This is a genomic window from Streptosporangium sp. NPDC002607 (genome assembly GCF_053592655.1).
The window spans coordinates 39,270-60,965 of sequence record NZ_JBSFWD010000002.1 but is presented as its reverse complement, the minus strand read 5'-3'; the positions used below and the strand labels follow the sequence as shown (position 1 = coordinate 60,965).

17 protein-coding genes are annotated in these 21,696 nt (G+C 68.2%); 7 read left to right on the top strand and 10 right to left on the bottom strand.

All coding sequences use genetic code 11. The annotated features are described in order from the left end of the window. Nucleotides 1-504 precede the first annotated feature (504 nt). The gene (locus ACWD3H_RS02760; protein WP_451953797.1) at nucleotides 505-717 is read left to right on the top strand and encodes a hypothetical protein; all 213 of its coding nucleotides are present in this window, start codon (nucleotides 505-507) and stop codon (nucleotides 715-717) included. A 230-nt stretch (nucleotides 718-947) separates the two neighbouring features. Here ACWD3H_RS02760 and ACWD3H_RS02755 read toward each other — a convergent pair whose 3' ends face one another. The 3 genes from ACWD3H_RS02755 to ACWD3H_RS02745 form a co-directional block, all read right to left on the bottom strand. Continuing rightward, a complete protein-coding gene (locus ACWD3H_RS02755; protein WP_451953796.1) occupies nucleotides 948-1,538 on the bottom strand; it encodes a hypothetical protein in 591 nt (196 codons plus the stop codon). An 84-nt stretch (nucleotides 1,539-1,622) separates the two neighbouring features. After that, nucleotides 1,623-7,970: a DNRLRE domain-containing protein gene (locus ACWD3H_RS02750; RefSeq protein WP_451953795.1), complete on the bottom strand. Its 6,348-nt coding sequence runs from the start codon at nucleotides 7,968-7,970 to the stop codon at nucleotides 1,623-1,625. 516 nt (nucleotides 7,971-8,486) lie between these two features. After that, a complete protein-coding gene (locus ACWD3H_RS02745; RefSeq protein WP_451953794.1) occupies nucleotides 8,487-8,789 on the bottom strand; it encodes a hypothetical protein in 303 nt (100 codons plus the stop codon). A 242-nt stretch (nucleotides 8,790-9,031) separates the two neighbouring features. Here ACWD3H_RS02745 and ACWD3H_RS02740 point away from each other — a divergent pair, with 242 nt between their 5' ends. Further along, a complete protein-coding gene (locus ACWD3H_RS02740) occupies nucleotides 9,032-9,838 on the top strand; it encodes a ComEC/Rec2 family competence protein (RefSeq protein ID WP_451953939.1) in 807 nt (268 codons plus the stop codon). On the opposite strand, the gene ACWD3H_RS02735 is transcribed toward ACWD3H_RS02740, so the two are convergent. Then, the gene (locus tag ACWD3H_RS02735) at nucleotides 9,835-9,990 is read right to left on the bottom strand and encodes a hypothetical protein (RefSeq protein WP_451953793.1); all 156 of its coding nucleotides are present in this window, start codon (nucleotides 9,988-9,990) and stop codon (nucleotides 9,835-9,837) included. The genes ACWD3H_RS02740 and ACWD3H_RS02735 overlap by 4 nt on opposite strands. A gap of 109 nt (nucleotides 9,991-10,099) precedes the next feature. Between ACWD3H_RS02735 and holA the strand changes: the two genes are divergently transcribed. After that, nucleotides 10,100-11,071, top strand: coding sequence for a DNA polymerase III subunit delta (gene holA / locus ACWD3H_RS02730; protein WP_451953792.1), 972 nt, complete (start codon nucleotides 10,100-10,102; stop codon nucleotides 11,069-11,071). Nucleotides 11,072-11,351: 280 nt separating this feature from the next. Here holA and rpsT read toward each other — a convergent pair whose 3' ends face one another. Beyond that, the gene (gene rpsT / locus ACWD3H_RS02725; protein ID WP_355549120.1) at nucleotides 11,352-11,627 is read right to left on the bottom strand and encodes a 30S ribosomal protein S20; all 276 of its coding nucleotides are present in this window, start codon (nucleotides 11,625-11,627) and stop codon (nucleotides 11,352-11,354) included. A 168-nt stretch (nucleotides 11,628-11,795) separates the two neighbouring features. After that, nucleotides 11,796-12,713, bottom strand: coding sequence for a glycoside hydrolase family 18 protein (locus tag ACWD3H_RS02720; RefSeq protein ID WP_355549122.1), 918 nt, complete (start codon nucleotides 12,711-12,713; stop codon nucleotides 11,796-11,798). Nucleotides 12,714-12,871: 158 nt separating this feature from the next. Between ACWD3H_RS02720 and lepA the strand changes: the two genes are divergently transcribed. Together lepA and ACWD3H_RS02710 are read left to right on the top strand one after the other, a co-directional pair. Continuing rightward, nucleotides 12,872-14,710, top strand: a complete 1,839-nt coding sequence (gene lepA, locus ACWD3H_RS02715; protein ID WP_451953791.1) for a translation elongation factor 4 — start codon at nucleotides 12,872-12,874, stop codon at nucleotides 14,708-14,710. 95 nt (nucleotides 14,711-14,805) lie between these two features. Continuing rightward, nucleotides 14,806-15,441 (top strand): MOSC domain-containing protein, encoded by a 636-nt coding sequence (locus tag ACWD3H_RS02710; protein ID WP_355632235.1) that lies wholly within the window; start codon nucleotides 14,806-14,808, stop codon nucleotides 15,439-15,441. A 76-nt stretch (nucleotides 15,442-15,517) separates the two neighbouring features. Here ACWD3H_RS02710 and ACWD3H_RS02705 read toward each other — a convergent pair whose 3' ends face one another. Beyond that, a complete protein-coding gene (locus ACWD3H_RS02705; protein ID WP_350913233.1) occupies nucleotides 15,518-16,795 on the bottom strand; it encodes a glycoside hydrolase family 18 protein in 1,278 nt (425 codons plus the stop codon). 185 nt (nucleotides 16,796-16,980) lie between these two features. Here ACWD3H_RS02705 and hemW point away from each other — a divergent pair, with 185 nt between their 5' ends. Further along, nucleotides 16,981-18,192, top strand: a complete 1,212-nt coding sequence (gene hemW, locus ACWD3H_RS02700; RefSeq protein ID WP_451953790.1) for a radical SAM family heme chaperone HemW — start codon at nucleotides 16,981-16,983, stop codon at nucleotides 18,190-18,192. Nucleotides 18,193-18,205: 13 nt separating this feature from the next. On the opposite strand, the gene ACWD3H_RS02695 is transcribed toward hemW, so the two are convergent. Genes ACWD3H_RS02695 through ACWD3H_RS02685 form a run of 3 tightly spaced genes read right to left on the bottom strand, consistent with a single transcriptional unit; the run spans nucleotide 18,206 to nucleotide 20,498 of the window. Further along, the gene (locus tag ACWD3H_RS02695; protein ID WP_451953789.1) at nucleotides 18,206-18,859 is read right to left on the bottom strand and encodes a DUF4870 domain-containing protein; all 654 of its coding nucleotides are present in this window, start codon (nucleotides 18,857-18,859) and stop codon (nucleotides 18,206-18,208) included. 24 nt (nucleotides 18,860-18,883) lie between these two features. Continuing rightward, nucleotides 18,884-19,699 (bottom strand): DUF3097 domain-containing protein, encoded by an 816-nt coding sequence (locus ACWD3H_RS02690; RefSeq protein ID WP_399526214.1) that lies wholly within the window; start codon nucleotides 19,697-19,699, stop codon nucleotides 18,884-18,886. Between the two features lie 58 nt (nucleotides 19,700-19,757). Then, nucleotides 19,758-20,498, bottom strand: coding sequence for a hypothetical protein (locus ACWD3H_RS02685; protein ID WP_451953788.1), 741 nt, complete (start codon nucleotides 20,496-20,498; stop codon nucleotides 19,758-19,760). Nucleotides 20,499-20,681: 183 nt separating this feature from the next. On the opposite strand from ACWD3H_RS02685, the gene hrcA reads away from it, so the two are divergent. Continuing rightward, nucleotides 20,682-21,695 carry a heat-inducible transcriptional repressor HrcA gene (gene hrcA, locus ACWD3H_RS02680; RefSeq protein ID WP_355549200.1) on the top strand — a complete coding sequence of 338 codons (1,014 nt, stop codon included), beginning with the start codon at nucleotides 20,682-20,684 and terminating at the stop codon, nucleotides 21,693-21,695. Nucleotide 21,696 lies beyond the last annotated feature (1 nt).

Genomic DNA, 21,696 nt, shown 5'->3' with positions numbered 1-21,696 from the left:
TAGGTCCGCGGGGAGAGTGAATTGTGAAAGAAGGGAAGGGAGGAAGAAGATTCTGTTTGGCCAGGCGCGGCAGGCACCTGCCTGACCGATCCCAGCAGCGTGATGGTCGCGGTGGCGACCGCCACAAGGGCGGTGGGTAGAGCCTTTCGGTCGTACCGATCTCGCACAGTCGGTAGGGGAGCCTTCTATGTCTCCTGTAGCCGACGCGGCGTCCGACCGCCTCTAGCCCCGGGTCTGCGTTCGGTGATCCTGTGGTGGATCTGTAGGCGGCCCAGCCTGATGGAGGCTGGCGTCTACAACTGCCCGGCGCCCCTGAGGAACAGGCGTTGCGCCCGCCTCGGCGGGGCTTGCCCCCGAGAAGATCGGGGCTTGGGTTTTGGACATGATGAGCTGCAGGGGCACCGAGGTGGGTGGCGGCGCTGTGACGCAGCTGGTGCAGGTCGAAACCGGCGTAGGTGTCGAGCAGGGCGCGGGCGCGGTCGTAGCCGAAGCGGGGCGGGCGGTGTGCGGGCAGATGTCGCCGGGGGCGGGGCGACGGGCCGTGACTGCTACGTACTGGTCCAGAGGCATCACGGAGAACTACTTTTGGGCTGGTCGCTCGGACCCGAGTGGAGAACCATCTACCGTGCCCTGGCCGAGCACGACAAGGCGCAGGCCTACCCCGACGCGGTCGCCCAGGCCCACTCAGAGTTCGCCGAGCTCGCAACAGGAACTTGACCACATCTCTGCAGGTCAGAGCTATATCTGTTGGATTCTTCGACAGGACTACCGGGACCCCTCTTAACGGCACCCCTTCATGCACGAGGCCAAGATGCTCCAGATCGTGGAGGGCACCAACCAGATCCAGCGCGTGGTGATCGCGCGGGCGCTCACCAATGATCAGTGACGCGGGTTTTTCGCGGGCCGGGAGGTGCGTTCGCGCCTCCCGGCCCTCTGGCGTCGCGCGGCTACTCGGGCTCGTCGACGACGACGGCCGGATGGGAACGCTCGAACCAGTCCCGGTCCAGGCGCGCGCCGGCGCCGGCCTCTACGATGGCCATGGCCATGGCCTGCGAGGCCGGCCAGGGTGCGTCGACGGCCGGGCCCAAGGCCGCCAGTTCGGCTTCGATGGCAGCGGGGTCGTCTCCCCTGACATAGGCAGGATCCAGATGCGGGACCTCGACCAGAACCCGCCCATGCGCGGCGTAGATCAGCCGGGAGTTTCTCGTCACCTCCCACGACACATGCCAGACCCGCGCGTTCACGCTGAGCCGGCCGAGAACATCCGATTCCCAGACATAGTTCTTCCCGAAGGTCTGGACGATCATCGTCGCGTTCCCCGTTTGTCCCAGCAGGAGGGCGCCCTCCTCGTACGCCTCCTCGTCATCCAGTTCGATCAACGGCGGATGCTCGCCGTCGACCAGGCGGGACACCGTCTCGTCCAGCGACAGCGGGCCTTCGACCGGCAGGATGGCGGTCCAGGCCAGCCCCTCCGACAGCCAGCCCGAACGCGCCCGGAGAAGGCCCTCGTAGTGCTCCGTCAAATGCTGAAACTCCAAGTCGTCCTCCGTTGAAGTTGTGAACATAAGCCGGTCGCCGCGGGCGATGCATCCGTTACTCGCGGCGACCGGCCATATCGGCTGCTAGTCCTGAGGTTTGTCGACGGCGAAAGTATTGAGCGTGGCCAGCGGCTGGTAGCACAGCTGCTGCATCGTCTCCACGTTGGTCAGTTGAGTGGAGAACCGGTTGAAGAAGTCCTGCCCATACAGGACCCGGTCCTTGTTATAGAGGCGGGTGAGCGCCTTTCCTGCCTTCTGATTAGGCCCGGACGGGCCGCCGGGCATGGCGCAGACCGAGAAGTTCCGCTGCTTGTCGCTGGCGTCGGTCCGGTTTCCCGCAGACGCGAACGGATACTCATCGCACTCATGCTTGGCGATAAGGTATCCCGACCACAAGCCGTTGCATCGAGTGCCGGCGCGAGCGTTGTTGTTCTTCGCAGCCGGGTCCGAGACGCGCCAAAGATATTGCTCCTTGGGCGGCCTTCCGGTGCCGTTCACCGCACAACCAGGGATCTGCTTCGCCGAGTCCTTGGGGTAGGTGTCGGTCTTCTGGTAGCAGGCCTTCCAGTAGTGCTTGTAGGCGGTGTCGTAATCCCCGTTCAGCTTCCACTCGATGGAGGGCACCACGGGAAGAGTACATCCCCCGGCCTTGGCGGCCACACCACGAGCGGAGTCACAGGTAATCTGCGCCTTCTCCTTGATGGTGCCGTACTCCAAGAGGACCCAGTGCGAGCCTGTCCGCTGAATTTTCGCATATGGCTTGAAGACACAGTTGGAGATTCTGTCGTACTCGTCGCCGCTGTTCTGAACGATCGATCCGTCGCGCTCCTTCCTGGTAGCTGGCGCGTGATCCTGGTCCGCCCGGAAACGGAACGTGGCCAGCTTCGACCACTCCCCGCTGGCTGTCTGGTCGGCGGCGTCCACCCAGTCTTCGACATCCATCGTCAGATGATTCTGCTGCGTGCCGCCCGCGAATGTCGTGACGTTCCGGCAGGCCGTCTGGCCTGAGTCGGGCAGCATTCCAATCGTGAGATCTGTATCCGACGGATCGACATCGGTTCGCTCACTGTGGCCTACATAGAGGTCGAACCAGATGTCGCGAGGCGTCGCGCCGGATTCGATCTGGGGTTTGCCGTTCCACGTTTTCGCGACGAGCATCACTCTGCCTTTCCACTCCTCGTCGGCGTAGAACTGCACGTCATCAGCATCGTCGCCGGTGACGACGGCGGAGCCCTCGGTCACCGTGACTTTGTGGACCATGCAACCACTGAAGCGGTTCTTCATCAGGCCGTACGTGCGGGTCTGGTATCCGTGGTTCTGCCAGCAGTCCTTGGGCGTTATCCGGTCGTAGCGGGCCACGGGTGCCGCGCTGGTCTCGGCGCTGCTCTTCGCGGCGGCCTGAGCGGATTCGACGCCGGTGGTCGCGCTGCCGTCGGCGAGGGCGAAGACCTCTGTGGGGATGAGGTCGTGGCTGTAGATCCAGACCTCGTCCAAGCTGCCCGATATCAGGGTGCCGAGGGTCAGCGGGCTGGTGGCGTTCCAGGAATCGAAGGCGAGCGTGGCGCTTCCGATCTCCAGTCCGTTCAGGTAGAGAGACGTCGTGCGGGAGCTGGCGGTATAGACCCCGGTGAGATGGAACCATTCGTTGACCGGTGGTTCGACGCCGGAGAGCACACCCTCGGTCGTCGCGCCGGTGGTGTCGGCGCTGGTGAAGGTGAACACCAGGCCGTCCTCCAGGTCGTTGCCCAGGCGGAAGGGCGCCTGGTTGACGCCTCTCTGCTCGGCGACGGTGTAGTCGCCGTCCTTGTCGCTCAAGCGCACCCAGGCTCCGACGGTGAAGCTCTGATCGCTCTGGATCACCGGTCCGGCGGTCTGGGCGAAGGGCCCGGTTCCGGCCTGGGGCAGCAGGACGGTGAACTGCTGCCAGTCCGACCAGGGCGAGGACTGACCCGAGGCGACGGCGCGGGCGCGCCAGCGTACCTGCCAGCCGTCGGTGAGTTCTCCGGCCGGTACGGTGACGCTCGCCTGGGCGCCGGAGGCGACGCCGTCGACGTCACCGGCCCAGATCTGGCCGCTGCCCTGGCCTTGCGGGGCGGCGGGGTCGTGCTCGATCTCGAACTCGGCCCGAAGCGGCTCCCCGAGGGGATGGGTGACGGTGGCCTTCAGGCTCGGGGTGAGCACTCTGGCCGCCGTCACGCCGTTCACCACCGCCGACGGGCTGATGGTCAGGCTGTCCACGGTCGGTTTGGGCAGCGCGACGGTGAGCTGCTGCCAGTCCGACCAGTTTGAGGAGGCGACGGCCGAGACGGCGCGGACCCGCCAACGCACCAGCCAGCCGTCGGCCAGCGTGTCCGCCGGGACCGGGACGGTGGCCTGTGCGCCAGCCGGGACGCCGTCCACGCCGCCCGCCCAGATCTGGCCGGTGCCCTGTTCCTGCGGCGCGGCGGGGTTGTGTTCAAGTTCCACCTCGGCGCGCAGGCTTCCCCCGGCCGGGTCGTTCAGCTGCGCGAGCAGGGCCGGGGTGAGGGAGGAGGTGACGGTCCCGCCGTTCACCTGCTGGGAGGGATTGACCTGCGGACTGCTCACCGTCGGGTCGGACTCCGGGGCGGGCAGGTCCACGGCAAGGTCCTGCCATTCCGACCAGGGCGAGCCGACCGTGGTGGCGGTGTTGACCGCGCGGGCCCGCCAGCGCACCTTCCACCCGTCCGTCAGCTCTCCAGCCGGTACGGCGATGCTCGCCTGAGCACCGGAGGGCACATTGGCGACCGATCCGGCCCAGATCTGGCCGCTGCCCTGCCCGGTCTCGGCCGGGTCGTGCTCGACCTCGAACTCCGCCCGCACCGGCTGCGCGACCGGGTCGGTGACCGTGGCGCGCAGCGCCGGGGTCAGGCTCGTGGTGACGGTGACGCCGTTCACCACCTGGGAGGGAGTGACCTGGAAGGCGCCGACCGTCGGGTTCGGCACGTCCACGGTGGCCGTCTGCCATGCCGACCACGCCGAGGTGGTCGCGGCGGTGGCGTTGGCCGCGCGGGCCCGCCAGCGGATCTTCCATCCGTCGGCCAGCTTGCCCGCGGGGACGCTTACGGTGGCCTGGCTGCCGGAGGTGACCGCCGGTGAGGTTCCGGTCCAGAGCTGGCCGCTGCCCTGACCGGTGGCGGCCGGGTCGTGTTCGACCTCGAACTGGCCGGTGAGGTTGCCGCCTGCGGTGTCGGCGACGGTGGCGGTGAGCTGCGGGGTGAGCGAGGTCGTCACCGTGGTGCCGTTCACGGTCTGCGCCGGTGTGATGGCCGGTGCGGAGACGGTCGGCGCGGAGGTGGGCCCGCTGGTGGTGATGGTCAGCGTGGGCGGCAGGTTGAAGTCGGTGTCCTCGGAGGAGGTGAACACCCGGTAGTTGTTGACGTTCGCCTCGCCGGGCGACTTGAGCACCAGGCCGTGGTTGGCGGCTCCGGCGGCCCAGTCCTGGGCGATGCCGGTGACGTTCCAGTCCATGCTGTCCGGGTAGGTGGCGCAGCCGGAGGTGACGCCCTTGAAGTTGGTGGAGGCGTCCTCGGTGGTGTGGGCGGGCTTGTTGGCCCAGTACATGTTGTCCGGGTCCCACGCGCCGGTGAGGCGGGCGACTTGGATGCCGTTGGCGAGCGCGGCGCCGCAGTTGTGGCTGTCGATGGTGTTCATCGACAACGTGGCGGCGGTCACCGTGCTGCCCTGCAGACCCGTGGTGTCGAACCGCAGGTGCACCCGGGCCTTCAATCCGCCCGCTGTCGTGCCGGCCATCATGTACTGGTTGTCCGGGAGCGCGGGCGATTCGTCGGAGTCATCCGTGCTGACATCGACGTCGGCGCCGAGCGGCAGCGTGACCACCGCGGCCACGCGCACCGGGTAGGCGGTGCCGACGTCGGCTAGGAACGCCTGGTCCGGCTTGACCACCAGCTCGGTGCGGCCGTCCTTGGTGACCACGTCCGTACCGGCCTGGCCGCGCTTGGCCGACGGAAGCTTACCCTTGTCGCTGCCGTCCGACACGATCGGCCGTGTCCCCGCGGCGACCAGCTTCTTATTCTTGCCTTTCAGCAGCAGCCGGCCGCCCTTGCCCTCGGTCAGGGTCAGGCCCTCGTCGTCTACGCCGATCCGCAGCTCCAGCGGCTTGGCGGGCCGCTGCCGCAGCACCACTTCATACCGGAACCCGGCCGACAACGCCGTCACCACTAGGTCGGCGCCCACACCCGCGGCGTCGGTGTAGGTGGCCACGCTGCCCTTCACGGTCGGCTTTGGCAGCGGTGTCGGCCAGCGCAGCGCGTACGACTTCCCGTCAGCGGACATCTTCACGAACGGATCCGTGCCGCCGGCGGAGATCTCGACCGCCGCGCCGTTGGCGATCACATTGGGAAGCAGCTTGCCGTTCTGTTCGTGCAGGGAAGTGTTGATGGGGACCCACGTCCCGTTGCGCTTGGCGCGTACGGGCCCCGCCGTCATCTCCGTGACGAAGGTCCCATCGGGCTGGGCATAGGTGATACTCCTCTCCGACGTCGCCTCGGCGACCTCGACCCGGCTGCCGCGGGCAGCGGCCTGCCACGCGGCGGCGACCCGCGCTGGCAGCGTGCTCTCGGGGGCCGGGCCGCCGCTTGTCTCCCCGACGCCCACATTGGTGAGGGCGGAGTCGTTGACGCCTGGAGTCCAGGCGACGTTCTCGCCCACCGTGGCGGTGTGGTCGTTCCCGGAGACGTCCGCGACGGTTGTGCCGGAACCCTCGGAGAACGGCCAGCGCGCGGTGACCCCCTCGTCCGGAGCCGGCAGCGGCTCCTCCAGCTCGTCGGTCGGCGTGTTGACCTCCTGGTCGCTGTCGGCCCGGTAGGCGAGGTCTTCGTCGTTGGTGACCGGCGCGGGCTCGGGAAGGGTGTTGGACACCCGTCCCTGCGCCTCCCACACATCGAGCTCGTCCCCGTTGCTGGGCGTCTCCTCGTCCAAACCGCTCAGGAACACGCCAACAATCGGGGTCCGCGCGGGCTCGAAGTCGACTGTGAGCCTGGGGCCGTGGGCGGGATAGCCACTGGTCTGTTCCCGGCTGCGGTAGCGGCGCCAGTTTCGCAGTTCGGATTCGTTACCCGCGGTGAGTTGGAATCCGTAGTTCGGTTCCCCGTTGGCCCATTCCTGGACGATGGTGTCGACCGAGTGGATGAGGTCGTGCTCGTAGTTCATCGAACCGGAGCAGTCGGGACTGTAGGCCCCGTACTCGGTGTCCGCGCCCACGCTGGTGACCGACGGCTGGCTGTTCCACTGCAGGGTCAGATGGTCCCAGTCGGAGATGACCCGCCGGGCGGTGATTCCGGATCCGACGAACTCGCCGCAGTCGTTGGACAGGTAGTTCCACAGCTCCAGGTCGGCGTTCTGGATCGTGGAGCCCCAGAACGGGTCGCTCGACTGCGGGAGCGGGAACTGGATGTAGGCGCGCCAGCGCTTGGCGATGTTACTGGAGTAGGACTTACCGACCCACATCTGGTCGCGGTAGTGCATGTCCCAGCTGTCGGTCAGGTCCACGTCATTGATGTACGTGTCCATCGGATCGCCGGGGGGACAGGGTTTGGCTGGGTCGCCCAGGGTGCACTCGTACCAGTCGTCGTCGACGGCGGCCATGGTCACCGGATAGGTCGTCGCCGGGTCGGCGAGGAAGGCCGGGTCGGGACTGTACACCAGCGCCGAGCCGTCCAGGCTCACCTGTGCCCTGCCGACCCTGACGGTGCCGAGGTCGGCGTTCGCGTCGGCTGCGGCCGCGTCCAGCAGCGCCGCGGGCCGGATGTCGAGGCTGTGCTTGCCGTTGTCGCTCTTCAGCGTCGGCTGCCCCTTGGCGTTTTTGCCGAAGGAGATGCCCTTGGGCAGATCCACCGGGACGCGGAAGGTCACCGGCCCGGCGGGGCGTTCCCGGATGACGATCTGCTGGCGGAACCCGGTCGCGGTGGCGATGACGACCAGGTCGACGCCCTTGCCGTACGCGGAGGAGTAGGTGGCGGTGCTGCCGTTGAGCGTGGGCTTGGGCAACGTGCGCGGAGCGTCGATCCGGGCGGCCATGTCGCCGCTCTTGCTCTTGATCGCTTCGGTGTCGCCGCCGGCGGACAGCGTCAGGCCGCCTTTGGCCGCCTTGGGCTTGATGACTCCGTCTGCCTTGACGAGGGTGGTGTCGAGTGGGGTGAAGCCGTCGTCGTCGGCGTTCTTGACCCGGATGGGCTCCAGGTACTGCTCCATCCGCAAGGTCTTGCCGTCGGGGTTGGCGTAGTAGGTGGCGCTTTCCGAGCGCAGTGACTCGATCTCGATGCGCCGGTTGTCCTTCTTCGCCTGCGCCAGCGCCTTGCCGGTGGGCGTGGTGGGGGCGCTCGGCGGCGTCTCGGGGGTGGGAGTGGTGGTGGTGGGTGGCGTGGGGTCCTGGGCGATCGCGGGTGCGCTCATCAGTGAGAGCGGCATGGTCAGGGCCGCGATCAGGGCAGCGCGGCGGCGCGTCCGGCTGGATGAGCCGGACGCTGTTCGTGATGGGTTCACTCGATCCTTTCGAACATATGTAGCAAAACAGAGTGATCATCACACGTGTAGCGATCTCACGTAAAGATCCTTTTCAGTAACGGGAAAGGGGGATTCCGTCACCACCGGATCTGTGGAGCCAGCAGGGATACGACATGGCGACTGGTCTAAGTTGGTAAGTCGTCCATCAACTGTGTTGGATGTGGCGGCGGCTCATTTTGGATTGAGCTTGGCGGATGTGGTCCACATTGAAGAACAGCAGCTTGATGGGGCCGAACCTGGGGGAGCGGACCTTGTCGGAGCTACTGGAAGGACGCCCCAAAGACGATGGGCGCGGCTCTTCTGCAGTGAGCTGGTCCGTCAGGCGGTGAGGGAGTGGTCAATTCGCTGAGCAGCGACAGATATCCCTGCACGCTGATTCGATCAAGCGACGGCGTGGTGACGGGATCAGCGTGGGTGACCACGGTTTCGCCAGCGGCGGCCAGGATCCCATCGAGGTTCACCAATGCTGAGCAACGCGCCACCGAGGTTCGCCAGGTCCACGACGCACTGGCCGCCGAGCTGAGTACGCTGCGCTACACGGTAGTCGAGGAACGTCGGCAGGCCTCCGCGCTGGCCCGGCAACAGGACGCCCGCATCGCCGAGTTGGAACGGGCACTGAGCGAACGCGAGACGGTGCTGGTTCTGCGCGATGAGCGGTTGCAGGCCGCCGTCGCCCACGTCGCCGCCGAACCCTTCGCGATCAAGCATTGGCGGCCGCCGAAACCGCCCGCGCCGAGACCGGCAAGATCTGCGGGCACCTGGAGGCGGAGCGACGGAACTGCGAGCACATCGCAGCCTAAGCCGGTGAGCTACGCATCGAACTCGCCACGACCGCCGCCACGCTCAGCAGCGAGCAGGCCACCTGACGTGCCTCCGAGTGACAGGTTCACGAGCTGCGCGCTCAGCGTCGCTGAGCCTGGAACTACCGTTAAGCGCATCTCCGCAACACACTGAGAGTTGACAGGGAAGATGTCGGCCAGGGAGACGCGTTGCTGGTCGCGGCAGGGCCTGGACGAGCCGTGGTGGTGGACGCGGGGCCCGATCCCGTCCGGGTGGACCGCTGTCTGCGTTCCATGGGAATCGGGGAGGTGCCGCTGGTCATCCTCACCCATCCGCACCTCGACCATGTGGGAGGGCTCGACGGTGTCTTCCGCGGGCGTGCGGTGGGAGCGGTGCTGGTGACCCCGCGCGGCACCGGAGGCGATGCCGGGGAGCACGAGGGGGTGAGGCTGAGCGAGGATCTCGCCCGCCGCCGTGTGGTCGAGTGGGCGGCGAGTCCGGGGGCGAGCTGGCGGTTCGGGCCCTCCGAGCTGACGGTCATCGGCCCGGTGGCCGAGGCGTCCCTGACCGGCGCGGGGAAGGGAGCGGCCGTCAACAACGCCAGCGTCGTGGTGCATGTTCGCTGGGCCGCGGGGTCGGCTCTGCTCAGCGGCGACATCGAGACCGAGGCTCAGGCGGAGCTGCTCCGCAGGGGCCTGCCGCCCGCCGAGATCCTCAAGGTTCCGCATCACGGGTCCAGCAGGTACGACCCGGCCTTCTTCGCCGCCATCGGTGCTCGTGCCGCCCTCATCAGCGTGGGGGCGGACAACGACTACGGCCATCCCGCCCCGTCGACCCTGGCCACGCTGTACCGGCTCGGTGTGCGCGTCCACCGGACGGACCTGTCGGGGGACCTCGCCGTGGTGGACAGTGGGGGAGCCCTGTCCGTCATCCCCCAAAGGAGCGCTCCGGCCGGAGGGGCTCCGGTACGGGGCTAGGACGTGACCTTGGCCGGGCGGCGGAACTCGGTGTCCACGTCGGCGGCGTAGACCGACCGGCTGCAGCGCGCGCAGCGGTACATGATCGGGCCCTCGTCGAGGGATGTTCCGCAGTGCGGGCAGGCGTGGCGGCGAATAGTGGAGTTTGTCATGGTTTTCACCTCCTGTGATGTTCCCAGGGTGTCTCACGGCACCTGCATTCCAATTGCGAACGACTTGCCGATGCCCCTCCCGTCACCGGGACATGGCATGCTGCTCGGCATGGCGGCAACCGATCCGGCACCCGTGATCCTGATACTCGGCGACGAGGAACTGCTGGCCGACCGCGCGGTGAGCGAGGTGACCTCGGCGGCCAAGGCGGCCGATCCGACCGCCGAGGTGCACGATCTCCCCGGCGCGAAGATGGAGCTCGGGGAGCTCACCCGTCTGACGTCGCCCTCGCTGTTCGGCGACAGGTCCGTGGTGGTCGTCCGCTCGGCCCAGGACCTCGGCAAGGACGTCATCGCCGAAGTCGTCTCCTATGCGGCTCACCCGGCCGAGGAGACCGTGCTGATCCTCGTCCATCCGGGGGGCGTCAAGGGGAAGGCACTGGTCGACGGGGTCAAGAAAGCCGGGGCACAGGTGGTCTCGGTCACCAAGGTGACCAAACCGGCCGAGCGGCTGGCGTTCGTCAAGGCGGAGCTGAAACGGGCCGGGCGCACCATCGGGGCGGACGCCGCCGCCGCGCTCCTCGACGCCGTGGGCAACGACCTGCGCGAGCTCGCCGCCGCCTGCAGCCAGCTCGCCTTCGACACCCCCGGCAAGGCGATCGACGAGGCCGCCGTGGCGCGCTACCACCGGGGCAGGGCCGAGGTCAGCGGGTTCACCGTGGCCGACTCGGCAGTCGAGGGGCGCCTGGGCGACGCCCTGGAGCAACTGCGCTGGGCCCTGGCGACCGGTACGGCACCGGTCCTGCTGGTCAGCGCGCTCGCCGGGGGCCTGCGCTCGCTGGCGAAGGTGGGCGGTGCTCCCCGCAACCTGAGGGGCGGTCAACTCGCCGGCCAGCTCGGCATGCCGCCCTGGAAGATCGAACGGGTCCAGCGGCAGCTGAACGGCTGGGGGCCCGAGGGCCTCGCCCGCGCGATCCAGGCCGTCGCCACCGCCGACGCTCAGGTGAAGGGCGGCGGCGCCGACCCCGCGTACGCGCTGGAGCACATGGTCCAGACCGTGGTCGCCAGCCGCACCGGACGCTAGCCTGCATTCCGCACATGACCCCGATCGACCTGGGGTGATCACCCGCTGCACTGGATCAGGTATAGCTGCTGAGCTGCAACGATGCGGCAGGTGCGGAAAACGGGGCCGGCCGGGCGGGGACACGCTCGGCATCACGCCGCCCCGGCCCGCAGAGGCGTGCCGTCGGCGACGCGTCACGAGGCCACCAGGGGCGAGAAACTCGGTGCGCCAAGTGTCACGGGCGGATGAAACGCAAGAACGCCGCACCCCGCGAGGGGGGCGGCGTCCGCGAAACCTGAAACTACTTGGTGGCCGTCGACAGGGCGGCGGCGCGCTGGGCGATCGCCGACTTGCGGTTGGCGGCCTGGTTCTTGTGGATGACGCCCTTGCTGGCAGCCTTGTCCAGCTGGCGGGCGGCGGCGCGCTGGAGCACAGCGGCCTGCTCGACGTTACCCTGGTCGGCGGCCTCGCGGAACTTGCGGATGGCCGTCTTCAGGGAAGACTTGACAGCCTTGTTACGCAGCCGGGCCTTCTCGTTCTGCCGGTTGCGCTTGATCTGGGACTTGATGTTCGCCACGAAGAAGCCTCGGTGAATGTCGTTGGATGGGGCGCGCGGGCAGAGAGGGCGCGCCACACGCAGTTGACTAGGCTACCAACTGCCGAGGTCGTCGCTCAAATCGACAGGCCGGGCAGAGGGATGCCTGATCAGTTTAGCGTGTGATTCTGATCGCTCGGACCGTAATCCTCACGGCTTGAACCAGAACTTGTCGTACTCAGCCCAGTCCTCCTTGGTGGCGGCGAAGTCGACGTAGATCGCCAGCCCGAACCGCTCACGGGGTTTGCCGTACGAGGTCAGCGCCAGCCGGGCGCCCCTGGCCGCCTTCTCGACGCTCTCGGCCTCGTCGGCCCAGGAGACGCCGTGGTCGTGATAGGCCGGGGCGCCGATCAGCACCGTCTTCTCCTCGGGGACGAGTTCCAGCGCCAGCGTGCTCTGCCGCACGACGTAGCCGCCGTATACGGAGGGGAAGGGGAGATACGAGTCGTAGGTCATGATCGCTACCTGGTCGGTAAGCTTCGCCACCTGGCGGAAGTAGTCGGGCGACCAGTACTTGTCGTGGCCGAGGACGGCGCGTACGGCCGGGCGGGTGAGCGGGAACGGCTCGATCTGCGGGGTCGAGGTGGAGAGCAGACCGTCGCCCACGATCGCGCGGGTCCGAGTCAGCAGGTCGAGGAACTCGGTGTCGCCGTCGCCGATCGGCTCGAAGTTGTAGTGCACGCCGTCGAAGCCGAGCGCCATGATCGCGCGCGCCCCGTCCAGCACACGCTGCCTGGAGGCCGCGTCGTCGAGGTCCAGGGTGCCGTCGACCTTCTGGCCGAGCCAGGCCGAGATCCTGACCTTCGGCAACTCCTCGCGCCACCACTTCAGAAGGTCGACGGCCCTGGGATATCTCTCGATGGGCAACGTCCCGTCGTGGTCGAACGGTCCCGAGTGGAGATAGACGTCCTTGATACCGGTCTTGCGGAGCCTGGCGGCGAGCGTCCGCACGTCGTCGTGGGTCTTCCTGCCGTCGACCCATGCGTGGCCGAGCCACAGGGCGTCGTGGCCGGTCGTCTTCGCCCACGGGGCGGGCGTCCCGGTAAACTGCAGGGTGAGGGTGGCCACGGCCAACCCTGGAAGCGCAAGGAGCAGGGCCGCCACCACAGCGAGAAAACGCAGGCCGAGTCGTGCTCTGGTCCGGGCAATCACCCGGACATGTCACCATGGAAGGCGGCTGGCATGCCAGTCGTGTGATCGTCATCAATCTGTTGAAACGGACCCCGGTGCGCATTCAGCCTGGCCAGACCGACCCCGCGGTGCTTCGCAACTTCTGCATCATCGCGCATATCGACCATGGCAAGTCGACGCTAGCCGACCGCATGCTGCAGATCACCGGAGTGGTCGACGACCGTTCCATGCGCGCCCAGTATCTCGATCGGATGGACATCGAGCGCGAGCGCGGCATCACGATCAAGTCGCAGGCGGTCAGGCTGCCGTGGAAGGTCGGCGAGACCGACTACGTCCTCAACATGATCGACACTCCCGGGCACGTCGATTTCACCTATGAGGTCTCCCGGTCGCTCCAGGCGTGTGAGGGCGCGATCCTGCTGGTCGACGCCGCGCAGGGGATCGAGGCGCAGACCCTGGCCAACCTCTACCTGGCCATGAACAACGACATGACGATCATCCCGGTGCTCAACAAGATCGACCTGCCCGCCGCCCAGCCGGAGAAGTACGCCGCGGAGATCGCCCACCTCATCGGCTGTGACCCGGAGGACGTGCTGAGGGTCTCCGGCAAGACCGGTGTGGGCGTTCGCGAGCTCCTGGACCACGTGGTCGAGAACATCCCGGCCCCGGTCGGCGACGCCGACGCGCCCGCCCGCGCGCTGATCTTCGACTCGGTCTACGACACCTACCGAGGCGTGATCACGTACGTCCGGGTCATGGACGGACACCTGGGCAAGCGTGAGCGCATCCTGATGATGTCCACCGGCGCGGCCCACGAGACGCTGGAGATCGGCGTCATCTCGCCCGAACCGAAGATCGCCGACCAGGGGCTGGGCGTCGGTGAGGTGGGCTACCTGATCACCGGTGTGAAGGACGTCCGCCAGTCGCGGGTCGGTGACACGGTGACCTCCGTGTCGAGGCCGGCCGTCGAGGCGCTCAGCGGATACCAGCACCCCAAGCCCATGGTCTTCTCGGGTCTGTACCCCATCGACGGTGACGACTATCCCGAGCTCCGCGAGGCGCTGGACAAGCTCCAGCTCAACGACGCGGCCCTGGTCTACGAGCCGGAGACCTCCGCAGCCCTGGGCTTCGGCTTCCGCTGCGGCTTCCTCGGCCTGCTCCACATGGAGATCGTCCGCGAGCGGCTGGAGCGCGAGTTCAACCTCTCGCTCATCTCCACCGCGCCCAACGTGGTCTATCGAGTGATCATGGAGGACGGTAAGGAGGTCGTCGTCACCAACCCCTCGGAGTTCCCCACCGGCAAGGTGGACAAGGTCTTCGAGCCGATGGTGAAGTCGACGGTGCTCGTCCCGTCGGAGTTCATCGGCGCCATCATGGAGCTCTGCCAGAACCGCCGGGGCAACCTGCAGGGCATGGACTACCTGTCCGAGGATCGCGTCGAGATCCGCTACACGATGCCGCTCGGCGAGATCATCTTCGACTTCTTCGACCAGCTCAAGTCCCGTACGCGCGGCTACGCCTCGCTGGACTACGAGCCCTCGGGCGAGCAGGAGTCGGACCTGGTCAAGGTCGACATCCTGCTCCAGGGTGAGGCCGTGGACGCCTTCAGCGCCATCGTTCACCGGGAGAAGTCCTACGCCTACGGCGTCGAGATGGCCAAGAAACTGCGCGAGCTCATCCCCAGGCAGCAGTTCGAGGTGCCGATCCAGGCGGCCATCGGCGCCCGGGTCATCGCCCGTGAGAACATCCGTGCCATCCGCAAGGACGTCCTCGCCAAGTGCTACGGCGGCGACATCTCCCGCAAGCGCAAGCTGCTGGAGAAGCAGAAGGAGGGCAAGAAGCGGATGAAGATGGTCGGCCGCGTCGAGGTGCCCCAGGAGGCGTTCGTCGCCGCGCTGTCCACCGAGTCCTCCGTGGACAAGTCCAAGAAGTAAAGGACGCCGAGGGCCCGGCCAGGCTTGGAACCGGGCATGGAGAAGCGGTGGACATCGGTTCGCCTTCCGATTGAGGGCTCCGATACCGTCCGGTCATGCACATTGTCTCGGTGAACGTGGGTCGCGCGGTCGACGCGGAGTGGGCCGGTCGTCTCAAGCGCACCGCGATAGACAAGACCCCCGTGGGCGGCCGGGTCGGGGCCTCGGAGAGCGGTCTGGCCCAGGACGAGAGGGCCGACCTGGAGCACCACGGCTCTTCCGATCAGGCGCTCTACGCCTACGCGCGGGAGGACTATGACTGGTGGCAGGCCGAGCTGGGCCGGGAGCTGCGCGACGGCATGTTCGGGGAGAACCTCACGACAGCGGGGCTCGACGTCAACGGGGCCAAGATCGGGGAGCGCTGGCGGATGGGCACGGTTCTGGCCGAGGTGACCGGACCGAGGGTGCCGTGCTCGGTGTTCCGCGGCTGGATCGGGGAGCAGGGCTGGCTCAAGAGCTTCACCCGGGCCGGGCGGGTCGGCGCCTACCTTCGGGTGGTCGAGCCGGGCGAGCTGGGCCGGGGCGACACCGTCGAGATCGTCTCGCGCCCCGAGGGCAGCGTCACGGTCACCGAGTCCTTCCGCGCCTACCACGGTGACAGAGACCTGCTGCGCCGCCTGCTCGCCCACCCGGGCCACCCGGAGAAGTGGGACAGGGTCGCCGAGCGGGTGCTGGGCCGCGAGCGCGGTTAGGCGTCCGGGGACGAACGTGCGGGCGGGGCCGCAGGTGACCCAGATTCTGCGGCCCCGCCCGGTATGAGAGGGTCGCTCAGCGCAGGATTCTGTAGAGCGCCGAGGTGAGCGACGCCGAGGTGTCGTCCTGGTCGATGGACCACATCATCGAGCCGCCGAGGCCCTTCAGGCGGATGTAGGCCGCCTTCTGGGCCAGCGAGGCCGGGTCGTCGTAGGACCAGAACTCGTTGCCGTCGTAGAGCCACACGGTTCCGGTCAGCAGGTCGCGGTAGCGCTTGCCCGGCTTGTTCACCAGGATCTTGTAGTCCTCGCTGCCGGCGGCGAAGGTGCCCGGCGCGGGACCGGTGGCGGTGCCGTACAGGCCGTTCCTGCCGCCGGTGACGCCGGTCCAGCCCTGACCGTACGCGGGCACGCCCACCACGATCTTCTTGGCCGGGGCGCCACGCGTGAGGTAGTCGCGGACCGTCTGATCCACGCTGTACTTCACCGGGTTGGGGTCGCGCCGGTCGTTGAACAGGTTGCCGTTGTGGCCGGTGACGTTCTCCCACGAGCCGTGCAGGTCATAGCCCTGGACCGTGGCGAAGGTGAGCTGCTTGAAGACGTCGCGGACCTCGAAGCCCGCATCGATCTTCGCGGCGGCGGCGGGCAGGAAGGCGGTCAGCTCGGTGCGCCGGTCGAACTCGTTCATCTGGCGGCGCAGTTCGGTGACGAACAGGGTGAAGTTCCGCTTGTCCTCGGGACGGATGACGTTGCCCTCGTTGCCGGAGGAGCCCGGCCACTCCCAGTCGAGGTCGATGCCGTCGAACACGCCCGCTCCGGTGCCGGGGGCGGTGCCGGGCAGGTTGCCCCTGAGCCACAGATCGATGCAGGAGGAGGCCAGCCTGGCGCGCCCGGAGGGGGTCAGCACCGCGTCGGAGAAGTACTTCGAGCCGGTCCAGCCGCCGAGGGAGATCAGCGTCTTGAGGCCGGGGTGCTTGGCCTTGAGCTTCTTCAGCTGGTTCAGGTTGCCGTTCAGCGCCTGGCCCTCGGCGTCGCCGACGCCGTCCACGCTCTGCTCGGCGGCCACCGGGCGTTGCCAGTCGGCCCACGGGTCGGCGGAGTAGCAGTCGCCCTCGGCGTTGACGAAGCCGAAGGCGTAGTTGATGTGAGTCAGCTTGGCGGCGGCGCCACTGCTCTCCATGTCCTTGACGTGGTAGTCGCGGCCGTAGACGCCCCACTGGATGAAGTAGGCGACCCGCTTGAAGCGGTCACCGTTTCCTGAGGGGGTCTGGGCCTGGGCCGGGGCCGGTAAGGCCACCGCCGCGAGACCTGCGGCGAGGGCTGCCGCGATCATGTTCCGGAGGAGTCTCTGCACGGGCTTCTCCACTGCTCGGAATAGTAACTTATAGGAAACTTTCCTTTAAGTTTTCCCGGATCGTAGACCTGTGCGATCCGGCCGTCAACGGCCCGCGGTGGTTTGACCGGTGGACGGCCGGCGGCGGGCGTTCCACAGCCGGGGCGACGTCCCGGGCATCGCGTGGGGAGCGGCAGACTTGGGGCGTGCCATCCACACTTCCCGACGGGGATCCCGTACCCGCCTCGGGCGAACTCCCCGAGAGCGCGCTCGCCGGACTCGGCGAGCGGCCCTTCGGCTTCTACGTCCACGTGCCCTTCTGCGTGACCCGGTGCGGTTACTGCGATTTCAACACCTACACGGCCTCGGAACTCGGTCCCGGCGCCGCGCAGCGGGACTACGCGGACACCGCCGTCGACGAGGTGCGGCGGGCGCGGGCCAACCTCGGCGCCGCGCGCCTCCCGGTCGAGACCGTGTTCTTCGGCGGGGGCACCCCGACCCTGCTACCGGCCGGAGACCTGGTACGGATCCTGGGGGCGATCGAGGAGGAGTTCGGGCTCGCTCCCGGCGCCGAGGTGACCACCGAGGCCAACCCCGAGTCGGTGGACCCCGCCTACCTGGCGGAGCTTCGCGAGGGTGGGTTCAACCGGATGAGCTTCGGGATGCAGAGTGCCCGTGAGCACGTGCTCGCGGTGCTGGACCGTCGCCACACCCCCGGCCGCCCGGCGCGGGCCGTACGGGAGGCGAGGCAGGCGGGGTTCGAGCACGTCAACCTTGACCTGATCTACAGCACGCCGGGGGAGAGCGACGACGACTGGCGTGCTTCGCTGGCCGCGGCGATCGAGGCGGGACCCGACCATGTCTCCGCGTACTCGCTGATCGTCGAGGACGGGACGAGGCTGGCCGCCAGGATCAGGCGGGGCGAGCTCCCGATGCCCGACGACGACGTGGCCGCCGACCGTTACCTGATCGCCGACGCCATGCTGGCCGAGGCGGGGTTCGAGTGGTACGAGGTGTCCAACTGGGCGACCTCCGAGGCCGGGCGATGCCGGCACAACCTGCTCTACTGGACCGGCGGAGACTGGTGGGGCGTCGGCCCGGGGGCGCACAGCCACGTCGGCGGCACCCGCTGGTGGAACGTCAAGCACCCCGCCGCCTACGCCCGGCGACTGGCCGCGGGCACCTCGCCCGCCCAGGCGCGAGAGGTGCTGGGGGCCGCAGACAGGGTGGTGGAGCGGTTGATGCTGGAGCTGCGGCTCGCCCAGGGCTTCCCGCTCGGGGAGCTCGACCGCCCCCGGGTGGTCGCCCGCGCGCTGGCCGACGGCCTGCTGGAGACGGAGCCGTTCAAGGCGGGCCGGGCGGTGCTCACCCTGCGCGGCCGCCTGCTGGCCGACGCCCTGGTCCGCGACCTCACCTGAGTTCCGGCCCCGGTCAGCTGACGAAGCGGATGCTCATCGGATAGCGGTGGTTCTCCCCCCGGTTGGCCGCCACCGCGGCGATGACCATCATGATGATCGACCCGATCCAGACGAGGAACATCAGCACGAAGCCGATGAGCACGAACACCAGGACCATGCAGACGAAATAGGCGATCATCACCGTGAGCTGGAAGTTGAGGGCCTCGGCGGCCTGGTCCCGCACGTAGGGTGACTCGTCCTTCTTGGCGAGGTAGAGCACCAGCGGGCCGACGAAGCTGGTCAGCAGGCCCAGCAGGTGGGCGAGCATCGCCATGGTGGTGTCGTCACTGCCGGGCCGCGGGCCGTAGGTCCCCGGCGGCGCCTGGTAGCCGTAACCCACCGGCCGGCCGTACCCGCCGTACTGGGCGTATCCATCCTGGTAGCCGTAACCGCTCGGGTCGTACGGGGGGGAGGGGTAGCCCTGGCCCGGCTGTCCGTGGCCCTGGCCCGGCGGCGGGACGCTCTGGCCGGGCATGGTGTGTCCGGGTGTCGTGTGGCCCGGCATGGTGCGGCCCGGCGTCGTGTAGCCGGGCGTCGTGTAGCCGGGCGTCGTGTGGCCGGGCGGAGGATCGCCGATGCGCCGCTCCGTCCGGTCCTCGCCCGGTGAATCCCCAAGGTTCTCGCTCATGGCCCCTCCTGATGGGTTGACGGCCTAGCCATCCTCGCCGGGAACCGTGACGAAGTCGATCAGCTCTTCGACCGGACCGAGCAGCTCGGGCTCCAGATCGGCATATGTCGTAACCGATCCGAGGATGCGGCGCCACGCGTCGCCGGGTTCCGTCTTCCAGCCCAGCGCGGCGATGACGCCCTCCTTCCAGGGCACGCCGCGCGGCACCGACGGCCAGGAGGAGATCTTGAGCGTGTGCGGCTTGACCGCCTGCCAGACGTCCACGAACGGGTGCCCGACGATCAGCACGTGCGGGGAGGAGATCCGCGCGGCGATCCGGCTCTCCTTGGAACCGGGGACCAGGTGGTCGACGAGCACACCTAGGCGGCGGCCAGGGCCCGGTCGGAACTCCTCGACGATGGCGGGCAGGTGATCGACCCCCTCCAGATACTCCACGACCACACCCTCGACCCTCAGGTCGTGGCCCCAGACCTTCTCCACGAGCGCGGCGTCGTGCACGCCCTCCACGTATATCCGGCTCTCCCTGGCCACCTGGGCCCGCAGGCCCTCCACCGCGATGGAGCCCGACGCGCTCCGCCTGGGGCCACGTGGCGCGGCGGCCGGGCGCACGAGCGTCACCGCCTTGCCCTCCAGGAGGAACGCGGCGGGCTCCAGTGGGAAGACCCGCCGGCGGCCGAAGCGGTCCTCCAGGGTGACGGCCTCCTTGTCGCAGGCCACCACGGCGCCGCAGAAGCCGCCGTCGGCGTCCTCGACGACCAGATCGAGTTCGGCGGGAACCTGGGGAATCCCCCCTCTGCGGGGGCGCCGCCAGTCTCCCGCCAGAACGTCACGCTCGTACATCACCGACCGCCCACCGTCTCTCGCAAAGGATCACGTGGGACGCTAGCAAACGCCACGGTCACCTGCCGTAGGGTCCCGGCGCTCCCCACTGCCCCGCCGACGCGGCGGCCCTGCGCTTGCGGGCGTTGCCCCGCTTCACCAATACGACGATCGTCACGATGATGGCCAGCAGGATCCCGATGCCGGGCACCGCGAACAGGGCGATCACCCCGCCGACCAGTGATCCGGCGGCGAGTTCCCGGCCCACGCCGAACGTGGTGCCCTCCACGGGGTCGGCGGTACAGGTGACCTGGTAGTCGCCTGCCTGCTCCACGCCGATCTGCAGGCCCATCTCCCAGACGACGCCGTCGGAGCCCGACACGGTCTGCTGGACGAGCGGCTTCTGCAGGCTGGGCGTGCCGGTGCCGCCGGTCAGCGTGCACTCGAAATTGGTGGGTCCACTGGTGGAGACATAAATGGCGGGCTTGTCGGCCGGGTCGAGCGTGACCGTCGTGTTTTCGCCGGGGGCGAACGTCTTCGTCGGCGCCGCGCTGGTGACCGCGCCCAGCACGCCACCGGCGAAGCCGCCGATGCCGACGATGATGCTGACCAGGGCGAGCAGCCATACCCCGACGATCCATCCGATACCGGGCTTGATCTTCCCGGTGGGGGGCGGGCTCTGCGGGGCGCCGTAGCCGGGAGGTGCGTAACCGTAGGAGGGGCCGTTCTGGTGGGGCTGCTGACCATACGGCTGCTGGGGGGAGCCGTAACCGGGGTTGCGGGAGGCATCACCCGGAAAAGAACCAAAATCATTGGACATGTACGAATTGTGGTGGAAATTGGTTGAAGCGCGATAGCAGTTGACTTGCCAACGGCTTGGCGTCATCATCCGCACCTCTTGCTTATCGCGCCTTCCGCACGGGGGCCGTACACTTGGCACTCGGGAACACAGAGTGCCAGACCTCGTGTTTCCCATCTGAACGCAGGCAGGGAGGTGACCACGTTGGTCGACGACCGGAAGCTCGCCGTGCTTCGCGCCATCGTCGAGGACTACGTGTCCACCAACGAGCCGGTGGGTTCCAAGGCTCTCGCGGATCGGCACAGTCTGGGGGTGTCCCCGGCGACGATCCGTAACGACATGGCGGTGCTGGAGGAGCAGGGCTACATCGCCCAGCCCCACACCAGCGCCGGCCGGGTGCCCACGGACAAGGGCTACCGGCTCTTCGTTGACCGGCTCTCGCAGGTGAAACCCCTGTCGAGCGCGGAGCGCAAGGCCATCGAGAGCTTTCTCGCGGGTGCGGTGGACATCGACGACGTCGTCATGCGGACGGTGCGGCTGCTTGCCCAGCTCACCCGGCAGGTCGCCGTGGTGCAGTACCCGACGCTGACCAACTCGACGGTCCGGCACGTCGAGCTGGTGCCGCTGAGCGAGCGCCGGCTGATGTTCGTGCTCATCACCAACACCGGCCGGGTGGAGCAGCGCGTGGTCGAGCTGCCCGACGTCGTGGACGAGCAGCGGGTGGCCCATCTGCGAGCGGTCCTCAACACCTCCCTCGACGGCTGCGGGCTCACCGGCGTTCCCGACAAGGTCGCCGACCTGCCGGAGCGGCTGCCCGCCGAGGACCGGCCGCTCGCGGCCACGATCCTGTCCGTGCTGCTGGAGTCCCTGGTGGACAGGCACGATGAAAAGATCGTTTTTGCCGGGGCCGCCAACCTCGCGGGAGCCGACTTCACGGTCGGGCTCCGCGATGTGCTGGAGGCGCTGGAAGAGCAGGTCGTGCTCATGCGACTGCTCGGTGAGACCTCCGACCTGTCGGCGCTGACCGTGCGGATCGGCTCGGAGAACCCCTACACCGGACTCCAGGGCACGTCGATCGTCGCCGCCGGATACGGTTCTGGGGACAAGCAACTGGCCCGGCTAGGTGTGCTGGGCCCAACGCGGATGGACTATCCGGTCACGATGGGCGCGGTGCGCGCGGTGGCACGCTACGTCAGCCAGATCCTGGCTGCATCATAAG